Annotated in this window: 8 protein-coding genes; 5 read left to right on the top strand and 3 right to left on the bottom strand. The window is 55.1% G+C overall.

What is annotated here, in order from left to right; all coding sequences use genetic code 11:
* The first annotated feature begins 112 nt into the window (after positions 1-112).
* The 3 genes from CSQ92_RS06225 (at position 113) to CSQ92_RS06215 (ending at position 1,579) form a co-directional block, all read left to right on the top strand.
* Positions 113-562, top strand: coding sequence for a hypothetical protein (locus CSQ92_RS06225; RefSeq protein WP_143450293.1), 450 nt, complete (start codon positions 113-115; stop codon positions 560-562).
* A gap of 33 nt (positions 563-595) precedes the next feature.
* The gene (locus tag CSQ92_RS06220) at positions 596-988 is read left to right on the top strand and encodes a hypothetical protein (RefSeq protein ID WP_034787338.1); all 393 of its coding nucleotides are present in this window, start codon (positions 596-598) and stop codon (positions 986-988) included.
* Between the two features lie 63 nt (positions 989-1,051).
* Positions 1,052-1,579 (top strand): hypothetical protein, encoded by a 528-nt coding sequence (locus CSQ92_RS06215; protein WP_099393543.1) that lies wholly within the window; start codon positions 1,052-1,054, stop codon positions 1,577-1,579.
* A gap of 35 nt (positions 1,580-1,614) precedes the next feature.
* Here the strand turns inward: CSQ92_RS06215 and CSQ92_RS06210 are convergent, their stop codons facing one another.
* Complete coding sequence (locus CSQ92_RS06210; protein WP_099393542.1) at positions 1,615-2,070, bottom strand: tellurite resistance TerB family protein; 456 nt, start codon at positions 2,068-2,070, stop codon at positions 1,615-1,617.
* 363 nt (positions 2,071-2,433) lie between these two features.
* Between CSQ92_RS06210 and CSQ92_RS06205 the strand changes: the two genes are divergently transcribed.
* Both CSQ92_RS06205 and CSQ92_RS06200 read left to right on the top strand, forming a co-directional pair.
* A complete protein-coding gene (locus CSQ92_RS06205; RefSeq protein WP_099393541.1) occupies positions 2,434-3,240 on the top strand; it encodes a lipid II flippase Amj family protein in 807 nt (268 codons plus the stop codon).
* Between the two features lie 67 nt (positions 3,241-3,307).
* Positions 3,308-6,394 (top strand): TrlF family AAA-like ATPase, encoded by a 3,087-nt coding sequence (locus tag CSQ92_RS06200; RefSeq protein WP_099393540.1) that lies wholly within the window; start codon positions 3,308-3,310, stop codon positions 6,392-6,394.
* A gap of 103 nt (positions 6,395-6,497) precedes the next feature.
* Here CSQ92_RS06200 and purL read toward each other — a convergent pair whose 3' ends face one another.
* Both purL and CSQ92_RS06190 read right to left on the bottom strand, forming a co-directional pair.
* The gene (gene purL / locus CSQ92_RS06195) at positions 6,498-10,535 is read right to left on the bottom strand and encodes a phosphoribosylformylglycinamidine synthase (protein ID WP_099393539.1); all 4,038 of its coding nucleotides are present in this window, start codon (positions 10,533-10,535) and stop codon (positions 6,498-6,500) included.
* Between the two features lie 193 nt (positions 10,536-10,728).
* On the bottom strand, positions 10,729-11,793 hold the full coding sequence (locus tag CSQ92_RS06190; RefSeq protein WP_180276950.1) for a GGDEF domain-containing protein: 1,065 nt from the start codon (positions 11,791-11,793) through the stop codon (positions 10,729-10,731).
* Positions 11,794-11,841 lie beyond the last annotated feature (48 nt).

The following is an 11,841-nucleotide window of genomic DNA, read 5'->3' as shown; positions in this document are numbered from 1 at the left end:
TGCCAGTGTGACAGCAGCGCTTGCGGACCAGCCGGTTCGGTTCCCCTGTCACCCGCATCAACATCGCCGCGCCGGCAGCGGACGGCACCAAAGTTCAAGGATGGGTAAAAAAATGAAAACATGGATCTTGGCCGGCACCCTGGGCGTCTGCGCCCTGCTGGCAAATGCGCAAACGCTGCCCGACAGCCAGACGGTCGTCGTTCCCGGCGGACGCCTGCACACGATCGAATTGCCGGCACACAAACATTTCATGAGTGCGGAAAGGTTTGCCCCATTCCGCGGCGGCTATGAGCTGTCGAACGGGCAAGTGCTCTACCTGCGCAACGCGGGAACTATCGGCGCCATGATGTATGCGCGCATCGATGACCAGGAAGAACACCGCATCATCGCCACCGGCAGCGACAGCTTCGTGGCGCTCGACCAGCAACTGGCCATGCGCATCGACTTGCGCGACGACGGCAGCGTGGGCGGCGAAGTGCTGATGCGGGTACCGGCCGAAAAACTGGCCAGCGGCGTGATCGTGCCCGCCCATGTAAAAAGCATGGGCCTGGCATCGCGTTAGGGCGGCAAGCCGCGTGCCGCATGGGTGGCAGCCATGAGCAAACAGTATTCTGTCCAGCAGCAAAACGCGCTGACCCAGGCCGCCATCAAGCAGACGGCGGCCTGGTGGCGCGCGCGTCCCCTGCCCGACGCCTTGCGCCAGTGCGCGGCCAGCCATGGCGTGGCGCTGGGCACGGCCCTCATGCTGGACCTGCAACTGGCTTGCCCCGGCATGCCCGCCGTGTACGGCAAGCTGCTGAGCGCCGATGGCCACTTCATTCATTTCGAGATGGACCTGGACGACGACTTGCGCCCCCTGCCCGGTAGCGTGGCATGGGACGACATCAGCGCCGGCTACGACCTGGCCGCACACAAACGGGGCACGGGTGTGGGCTATGGGGTGTTGTGCAAGAAAGTGCTGCAGGAATTGAATCGCGGTGCGTGCTAGCGGAACCGCTGCCTTCGCATGCTATGATCGGCGCCCCGTTCATGAGACAAATGGCAACGCCACATGCAGCATCCATCCGGCAACAACCCGATCTCGACGCTGCTGCGCGGCATCCTGCGCCTGCTGGCCTGGCCCTTGCTGGCCCTCGTCAGCGCCGCCTGCACCAGCACCACGCGCCATCCGGCCAGCGAGCCCACGCAAGTCGTCCTGCGCTTTACCTTTGACGATGGCAAGCCGATGCGGCATGAGGATCACATGGTCACGGCGCGCCAGCAAACGTATATCAAGTACTGCAGTAAGATAGGCAGCACCAGTGTCTGCGATGTCGGCATAGATATACTGTATGCAAGCGCCGACGCGCCGCTCGATGCCACTGGCGAAGTGCGCGTCACCCTGCGTTCGACCGGCCCCATCGGCGACATGCCGACCGAACGCTGCATCAATGGCAAGTCCTACCTCTTTCATTCCGGCGACTGGATACGCGGTCCGTTTCACCATGGGCAAGTGATCGAGATCCGCTACAAGATAAGTGCATTGAAGATGGCATGCCCGAGGTCGGAGGACGCGCCACCGTGGTGGGACAAGGATTAAGCTAGCCGGCCAGCCGGGGCCGGCTGGCCTGGCAGTTACTGCAGCTCGAACTCCGCAGGATTCAAGCCCAGCTCGCGCGCGATCTTGCTGGCCACGCGCTGCTCGTTGGCATCGAAATTGCCGTCCGACGAAGCGACGGCGATGATCATGCGCACCAGCAGGCGCGACGCCTCGACATTCGACTTCATCTTGCCCAGCGCCTGATACGCCTTGGCTTCGCCGATATCCTTGTCGAACTCCAACTGGCCGACATATTCCTGGAAAGCCTTGATCACGTCCGTGGTGGTAAACACGGACAGCGCGTCATTGCTTTCAATAAACTTCACCATCTTCTGCTTCTCTTCCGCACTGACGCCGCCGTCCGCCATGGCGATCAGGGCCGATCCCGCCATCGCGGCATTCAGGAAATCCTTGTTCTTGTACTTCAGGGCTTCGGTCTTCAGTTCGCTGGCTTTGGTCTTCAGTTTGGACAGAAAGGAATCGAAACTCATGGCGGTTCTCCTGGTTGGTTCGAATGAGGCAGCGCTACAGGCTACCACTGTCACCTAGCTGGGGGCGCGGGGGTGGAATGCAAGCGCTGGAAGCATGCCTTGCCTCCGCTGACCGCATGGTCCAACCCACAGGCAAAGAGCCGGGGTCAGTCACTTCGTGATCGAAATGTCCCCCATTGGGGGACATTTCCCCTGCAGGGTCTGACCCCAGTTTCTGCCTTGGGTGAAATTCAGCCAACGCCACACTAGCGCACATAAAACACCACAAAAGCAAGATCGTGTGTGCATTATCTTCTTTGCAGTTGAAAAATAAGTAACTCCATGGCAGCATTGGAATTACTTTTTCTTTATTGCAAGGTTGTGATGGACAAGCAATTGCTGTTGATTTGTGCACTGACGTTCATCATCCACATCATCGGCACCCTCGCCTATTCCGTGCGCATCGCCGGCATCCGCACGCGGCGCATCGCCGTGTCCTTGGCCCTGTTCAGCATCCTGATGCTGTTGTCGCGCACGTCGAATTCCTTCTTGGGACCATTGCTCGCCAAGCGCGTGGAAACGGGCATCGACCAGCATGTTGCCGCCAGCACGCTATTGCTCGACTTCCGCTGGCTGCTATTTTCCGCCAGCCTGGCGACGATACTCGGCGCGATATTGATCCCCACCTTCCAGCGCGCCTTCTGCCGCGCCGTCGAACACTTCCAGGTACACAGGTCCGTGCCCAAACTGCTGCTGCACGCCGTCTTCAAGGGCGGCCTGTCCTACCTCAAGACCTCCGCCAGCCTGCCCAAGCCCGCCAACGTGACGGGCCTGCACGAAAAATCCGGCGTCTCCTTCTCCATGACCGCCATGAACGTCATCGCCACGGCCCTGTGGACGGTAGGCGTCTTCGCCGCACTGTACGCAGGCGTGCTGGACCCCAGCGTACGCGTCACCTCCAGCACCCTTTCATCGATCATCAACGGCGGAGCCACCATCATGATGGCCGTCTTCATCGACCCGCACATGTCGGGCATGACGGATGACGTCATCGAGGGCAAGATCGAAGAATCGCAGTTTAGACGGGCGGTAGTGTGGCTGGTGGGAAGCAGATTGGCGGGAACGCTGATTGCACAGTTTTTATTGGTGCCGTCGGCGGTGGTGATTGTGGGGGTGGCTAAAAATATTTAGTCATAGAATATAACTATTAATATTATTATAATAAAAATTTTACAAAAATATTTAGATAGGATCTAAAGTGAAAAACGGTAAATTATTTGAACGCGGATCAGAATGGCGACAATGGGATCTTCACATTCACACTCCGGCATCATTTCATTGGAAGGGAAAAAAATTCGACTCCGAAATAGATTCCACACACAATCGAGATCTTGTAGATGAAATGATCAATGCGCTGAACAATGCGAAACCAGAAGTATTCGCGTTAATGGATTATTGGACTTTTGATGGTTGGTTTGCATTAAAAAAACGATTGAGTGAGCCAGATGCACCAAAATTACTGAAGACAGTTTTTCCCGGAATTGAATTACGGCTAATGGCTCCAATGAGTGGCCGGTTAAATGCTCACGTCCTATTTTCAGATGAAACACCTGATCAAATATTAAATGATTTCAAAGCCTCATTAATCATTGAATCGATAGATAGACCATTATCAAATGATGCACTCATAACACTAGCTCGACAAACTGCAGAGGACAAACTTAAGACTCATGGATTTTCCAAGTCTGAGATCGAAATCAATAACACTTCCGCACTTAATGCTGGCTCTACAATTGCAGAAATAAACTGCGAAAGTTACAAAAATGCCATCAACAAGGTTCCCAACGGACAAGCGATAGGATTTATGCCATATGATACAAGTGATGGGCTAACTGGAATTAAATGGAAAGACAACTATGCCTATTTCTTGGGACTTTTCAAAACATCTCCAATTTTTGAATCTCGGAATCTCGAAATTCGCGATTGTTTCGTAGGGGAGGTAACTTCAAAAAATGAAAATTTCATTGCAAATTTTCAAAAAGGACTTTCCAATATACCAAGACTCGTGGTGGCCGGCAGTGATGCGCATAGTTTTGTGGGTACTGCGAATGATAATGACAAACGAGGTTACGGGGACTTCCCATCAGGGAAAGCAACTTGGATCAAAGCAGATCCGACATTCCTCGGTTTACTCCATGCTATAAAAGAACCAGCAAAACGCTCATATATCGGAGAGTTACCTCCAAAAATATCCGAGATAAATGAGAATAAGGGATTTTTTATTGAGAAAATTGAAATCAATACTCCACCTAACACCGCAACGTCTGGATCATGGTTAGATGGCATATCAATTCCTCTAAACAGCGATTTAATCGCCATCATCGGAAATAAAGGAAGCGGAAAGAGTGCCTTAGCAGATGTTATTGCCCTATCTGGAAATTCTAAGCAAAAATTACACTTTTCATTTCTAAAAAAAGATAGATTTAGAGGGAAATCTGGAGACCCAGCAAAAAATTTTACAGCAAAAATGATATGGCATGACAAGGTCACCAATACAAACAACTTAAATGATGACCCACAGGATGAAAAAGTTGAATTAGTACGTTATATTCCCCAAGGGCATTTTGAGGACTTATGCAATGCGCATGTCTATGGGAAATCCAATGCCTTTGAAAATGAATTAAGATCAGTTATTTTTTCTCATGCCGATGAAAAAATACGACTCGGAGCACTAGATTTCAATCAGCTAATAGAAAAACAAGAAAGTGGATTACGTGACCAATTAAATGAGTATCGAAAAGATCTAACCAAATTAAATCAGGTCATCAGCGGTATTGAAGAACAGCTTCAGCCCGAAGTTATCGGCTCATTACGTGAACTATTAAAACATAAAGAACGCCAAATAGAAGAGCACAAGAAAAATGAGCCTGAGCCAGTAGGCCCCATTAATGAAGAGGTTAGTCCCGAGCAGAAAAACACAATAGATGAATTAAGTTGCAAAAATATAGAAATTAAAAAAATAGACGAAGTATCGGAAATAAATTCAACAAAAAATTCAACATTAGCATCAAAAATAAAATCAATAGAAAATATTCGAGAAAGAATAAAAATACTAGAAAGGTCATATAAGCAATTTCTATTTGACACAGAAACAGACTCGGCGAATCTTGCCATAAAACCAGTTGAAATTGTAGGGATGACGATAAATAATGAAATTTTAAACGCCATAGCAGAATCCATCCCTAACGCTCAGATGGAAATTCACTCACAAGAAGAAATAAATACGTCCAAAAAACAAAAACTATCGAACGACATTATTTTGTTGAGAGAAAAATTAAACGCACCGCAACTTTTGCACCAAAAAAGAATTTCGGCAATTGCAGAATGGAACGAAAAAAATTCAGAATTAATTGGAAATGAAGACGCACCAGACAGCCTGACTGGATTAAAATCAAGGATAGAACAAATTGAAACCCTACCAGAAACACTTGAAGAGAATGGAGCAAAAAGAATTAAGTTATCTGGGGAAATTTTTGAAATTCTGAATTCCCAGAGAAAAGCAAGAGAAGGGTTATTCAAACCAGTTCAAGATCTAATAAGGAAAAACAAACTTATAAGGGATGAATATAAACTTCAGTTTCAAGCAACTTTAATAGGCTCGCCCACCTCCATTGGAAACTCTCTATTCTCTTTAATTAAGCAGAATACAGGGGAATTTAGAGGTGAAGATGAAAGCCACGCAACCATTAAAAAATTAACTGATCAATGTAACTTTAGTGAGAAAAACGATGTAATTAATTTCATTGATCAACTCAACAACAAAATATCAGCCGCCGCTTCGCAAGGAAAGAACATTACTGGAATAAAGAATCTACTAAGAAAAGAAAAATCATCTAGCGAGGTGTACGATCTCATTTTTGGCCTATCATTTATGGAGCCAAGATACACACTTATGTTTCAAGATGCGCAAATCGAACAACTTTCCCCTGGACAGAGGGGCGCGCTATTACTTATCTTCTATCTACTTGTAGACAAGGGACGAAATCCGATAATTCTAGATCAGCCTGAAGAAAATCTCGACAATGAGACGGTGGTTAGCTTACTTGTTCCGGTTCTAAATGAAGCCAAAAAATATAGGCAGATAATTATGGTTACACACAATCCCAATTTGGCTGTTGTTTGTGATGCCGAACAGGTAATATGCTCCACTTTTGACAGAAAAAATAATTCGACAATATCTTATATTTCCGGATCAATAGAAAATCCATCAATAAATTCAAATGTGGTGAACGTACTCGAGGGAACGATGTCAGCATTCAGCAATAGAAGTAGTAAATACCACTAGAGTTCTGAGCCTCATAAAAAAGCCGCTGTCTCCCGACAGCGGCTTTCTCATCCTACCCCAGCAGCAGCGTCTTGAAGCAAGACGCCGCGCCGCAACTAGCAAATTACCCCACAAACTTCCGCGCATTCCTAAACATGCGCATCCATGGCGAATCTTCGCCCCATGCTTCAGGGTGGTAGGACTGTTGCACGCTGCGGAACACGCGCTCCGCGTGCGGCATCAGCACGGTGAAGCGGCCGTCTGGCGTGGTGACGGAGGTGATGCCTTCCGGCGAGCCGTTCGGGTTGTACGGGTACGCTTCGGTGGCGGCGCCCTTGTTGTCGACGAAGCGCATAGCTTTGGTGACTTGGGTGATGTCGCCCGTTTGCGAGAAGTCGGCGTAGCCTTCGCCGTGGGCGATGGCGATGCCGGCCTGGGTACCGGCCATGCCGTTGAAGAAGATCGATGGGGAATCCATCACTTCGACCATGGCAAAGCGGCCTTCGAATTTCTCCGACTTGTTGCGCGTGAATTTAGGCCAGGCGTGGGCGCCGGGGATGATGGATTTCAGGTTGCTCATCATCTGGCAGCCGTTGCAGATACCGAGGCCAAAACTGTCCGTGCGGTTGAAGAAGCGCGCGAACTGTTCCGCCAGGCTGGCGTTGAACAGGATGGTTTTCGCCCAGCCTTCGCCCGCGCCCAGCACATCGCCGTAGGAGAAACCGCCCACGGCGATGACGCCCTGGAAGTCGTCCAGCTTCACGCGGCCCGCAATCAGGTCGCTCATGTGCACGTCGACAGCCGTGAAGCCTGCCTGGTGCATCACGTAGGCCGTCTCGATGTGCGAGTTGACGCCCTGCTCGCGCAGGATGGCGACGCGCGGACGCACGCCCGTGGCGATGAATGGCGCGGCGATGTTCTCGTTCTGGTCGAAGGTGACGATAGGCGACATGCCCGGATCTTGCACGTCCAGCAGGCGGTCGTACTCGGCGTCCGCGCAGGCCGGATTGTCGCGCAGGCGGGCGATGCGCCAGCTCGTTTCGCTCCACAGGCGGTGCAGGTCGGCGCGCGGCTGGGTGTAAATCAGCTTGGCGTCGCGCGTGAATTCGATCACGTCGCGGTCATTCAATTTGCCGATGATATGGCTGCAGGCGCCCAGGTTGAAGGTGCGCAGCACGTCCATGACGAGCGACTTTTCTTCCGCGCGCACCTGGATCACGGCGCCCAGCTCTTCGCTGAACAGGGCGCGCAGGGTCAGTTCGTTGCGGCGTTCCGCTACCTGGCCCGTCCAGTTCTTGGCGTCGCCCCAGTCGCTCGAGTGCTCGCCTTCCATGGTCAGCATGTCCAGGTTGACGGACATGCCCGTGTGGCCGGCAAAGGCCATTTCCGTCAGGGTGGCGTACAGGCCGCCGTCCGAACGGTCATGGTAGGCCAGCAGCTTGTCGTCGCTGTTGAGTTTTTGAATGGCCGCGAAGAAGCCTTTCAAGTCTTCCGCGCTGTCCACGTCCGGCGTTTCATTGCCCAACTGGCCCATGACTTGCGCCAGCGCCGAGGCGCCCAGGCGGTTCTTGCCGCGGCCCAGATCGATCAGGATCAGCGACGTGTCGCCCTTGTCCGTTTTCAGCTGCGGCGTGAGCGACTTGCGCACGTCCGTCACTGGCGCGAACGAGGAGACGATCAGCGACACCGGCGACGTGACGGATTTCGCCGCGCCCGTGCTCTCGTCTTTCCACGTCGTGCGCATCGACAGCGAATCCTTGCCGACGGGGATGCTGATGCCCAGCGCCGGGCACAGGTCCATGCCGACAGCCTTGACCGTGTCATACAGGGCTGCATCCTGGCCAGGCTGGCCGCAGGCGGCCATCCAGTTGGCGGACAATTTGATGTCGGAGATGTCGCCGATGGCTGCTGCGGCGATGTTGGTGACGGCTTCGCCCACGGCCATGCGGCCGGAAGCGGCTGCGTCGATGACGGCCAGCGGCGTGCGTTCGCCCATGGCCATCGCTTCGCCCAGATAACCTTCAAAGCTCATGGTGGTGACGGCGCAATCGGCCACCGGCACTTGCCATGGTCCCACCATCTGGTCGCGCACGGTCATGCCGCCCACGCTGCGGTCGCCGATGGTGATCAGGAAGGATTTGTCGGCCACAGTTGGCAGCAGCAGCACTTTTTGCGCGACATCAACCAGGTCCATGCCGGTGAGATCAATGGCAGGGAAATCGTTGGCCACGTGGACCACGTCGCGCTGCATCTTCGGCGGCTTGCCCAGCAAGACGTCCATCGGCATGTCGACCGGCTCGTTGCCCAGTTCCGGGTCGATCAGCTTCAATTGACGCTCTTCGGTGGCCACGCCCACGGCGGCGAACAGGCAGCGTTCGCGTTCGCACATGGCTTTGAACAGCGGCAGGCTTTCCGGCGCGATGGCCAGGACGTAGCGTTCCTGCGATTCATTGCTCCAGATTTCCTTCGGCGCCATGCCCGATTCTTCCAGCGGCACCTTGCGCAGATCGAAAATCGCGCCGCGCTTGGCGTCGTTGGTGATTTCCGGGAACGCGTTCGACAAGCCGCCCGCACCCACGTCGTGGATGGAGATGATCGGGTTGTCCGCGCCCATTTGCCAGCAGGCGTTGATGACTTCCTGGGCGCGGCGTTCCATTTCCGGATTGCCGCGCTGGACGGAATCGAAGTCCAGGTCGGCCGTGTTGCTGCCGGTGGTCATCGACGAAGCGGCGCTGCCGCCCATGCCGATGCGCATGCCCGGGCCACCCAGCTGCACCAGCAGGCTGCCGACAGGGATGTCGTTCTTGTGCGTGTGCTGCGCCGAGATATTGCCGATGCCGCCCGCGATCATGATCGGCTTGTGGTAGCCGAACACGGCGTCTTTGTCTGCGCCGACGTTCTGTTCATACGTGCGGAAATAGCCACCCAGGACCGGACGGCCGAATTCGTTCGAGAACGCGGCGCCGCCCAGCGGGCCTTCAATCATGATCTGCAGGGGCGAAGCGATGCGTTCCGGCTTGCCGTATTGGTCCGCATCCGTGCGCGAGGCCAATGGCGCCGTCACGGAAGCGGCCGTTTCCCAGCTGCGTACGGCGTCCGGCAGCGACAGATTCGATACGGTGAAACCCGTCAAACCGGCTTTCGGCTTGGCGCCGCGGCCCGTCGCGCCTTCGTCGCGGATCTCGCCGCCCGCGCCCGTGGAGGCGCCCGGGAAGGGAGAGATGGCCGTCGGGTGGTTATGTGTTTCCACCTTCATCAGGGTGTGCGTCAGTTCGTTTGACGCCGCATATTCGTGGCTGGCGCCGCGCGGGTAGAAGCGCGACACGGTCGCGCCTTCCATGATGGACGAGTTGTCGCTGTAGGCGACGACGGTGCCCTTCGGCTGCAGTTCATGCGTGTTCTTGATCATGCCGAACAGGGACTTGGGTTGCGCCACGCCGTCGATGGTCCAGTCGGCGTTGAAGATCTTGTGGCGGCAATGCTCGCTGTTCGCCTGCGCGAACATCATCAGTTCCACGTCCGTCGGGTTGCGGCCGGCCTTGGTGAAGGCGGCGTCCAGGTAGTCGATTTCGTCTTCCGACATCGCCAGGCCCAGTTCCGTGTTCGCCGTTTCCAGTGCGCGCTTGCCCTGCCCCAGCAAGTTGATCGATTCCAGTGGACGCGCTTCCAGGGTGCGGAACAGGTCCTTGGCGTCGTCGGCGCTGCGCAGCACGGATTCCGTCATGCGGTCGTGCAGCAGGTCGGCCACAGCTTGCACTTGCTCGTCCGTCAATTTGCCGGCGCCAATGGCGCTGCCCAGGATGCCCGATTTCAGGTTGATGCGGAAAGCGATGCCGCGTTCGACGCGCTTGATGTGCGCCATGCCGCAGTTGTGCGCGATGTCGGTGGCTTTCGAAGCCCACGGCGAAATCGTGCCGAAACGGGGGATGACGAAGAATTCTTCGGCAGCGCCTTCCGTATTGTCAGCGTGGGCCGGCTCGCCGTACGTCAGCAAGGCGCCAAGGCGCGTGCTGTCGTCGTTGGTGAGAGGCGCGCTGGCATCGATGAAATGGACATAGCGTGCTTGTACGGCAACAATCGCAGGCGAGACGGCTTGCAGTTGGCTTAACAGACGGTGGCTACGGAAATGGGACAGGGCATTGGAACCCGGCAGTATCAACATGATTGGAAGGTGGTTGATGCAGCGTGGCTGCGGGTTAAAGGTAGGTATGACAATATCTTTCGTACGGCAAATTTCCTTTGCGCGCATTATACCCGTTTTACCCCTGTCTTATGACCGGAACTTGGGGCTTTGCCACCCTTTTGCCCCGCACAGCGGCCATTTTTGACATGGCAACAACACCCTCGGCCTGACATCAGGCGATCACATAGCGGTTCTTGCCCTGCCGCTTGGCCAGGTACAGCGCCTCGTCGGCCAACCGGTAGCTGTGGCCCAGGTCCTTGCCCCGGTCCAGTTCGGCCACGCCCACGCTGATCGACACGAACTGTGCGGCATGAAAAGCCTGGCTGACGGCAGCGACCAGGGCGCCGGCAAAGGCGCGCACGGCCTCGCGGTCGCCCGCGTAGACGACGCCGAATTCCTCGCCGCCCAGGCGCCCGCACAGATGGCCCTGCGCCTTGTCGGCGATGATGGCGGCCGTGCGCACGAGCACCTCGTCGCCCGCATCGTGGCCCTGCTGGTCGTTGATGATCTTGAAATCGTCGATATCGATCATCAGGAAATGCAGCATGCCGCCTTGCGGCGCGCCATGCATCTGCTGGGCGCGCTGCGTGAACATGCGGCGGTTGTTCAAGCCCGTCAGGCTGTCCTGGAAGGCCAGCCGCGTCAATTCCAGCTTGGAGTGGTAGTTACGCAAGCGCAACAAGCTGAAGCTGACATTCAGCGCAAGCCCGAACAGGATGCTGACGGCGATCATCAACGGCGCCCAGGATTCGTCGGGCAAGCCAGCGTTGACGGGATACAGGCCGTGGCCCACGTTCCACCACACGCCGGCCACCACGGCCAGGTAGCTGAGGCCGCCATTGAAGATGGAGGCGATGGCCAGGGTCATGAAGACGCCCACAGGCAAGACCCAGAAGCTGGCGTGATGGACGGCGTCGGCCATGGTGCGCAGGCCAAAAGTCAGGGTCAGCACGGCGCAGGCGCCCGTAATGGTCAGCACGGGCAAGGTGGTGCAGCGGTAGCGCACGATCAGGCTCGTCAACATGCCCAGCAGCGCCAGCACGGCATGCGAGAAGTTCGGATGATAAGGCTCCGGCATCATCAGCCAGGTCAGGCTATAGGCAATGATGCCCAGCAGCTGCGTAACCATGCCGACCCGGTGCAGCTCCGCAAAATAGGTGTGCTGCTGTTCGCTGTTGCCGCCAAATGCGAGGGGAACAGCAATGCGCCGCAGGGAAGATAAGTCAGGAACACGCATACGGGTATCGACACCAGAAAGAAGAAAAGCGCCCGGTACAGCCTTGCG

The organism is Janthinobacterium sp. BJB446 (genome assembly GCF_002735655.1).
In the GTDB taxonomy this organism is placed as follows: domain Bacteria; phylum Pseudomonadota; class Gammaproteobacteria; order Burkholderiales; family Burkholderiaceae_D; genus Janthinobacterium; species Janthinobacterium lividum.
The sequence above is the reverse complement of the archived record's forward strand: the minus strand, read 5'-3'. Positions and strand labels throughout refer to the sequence as shown.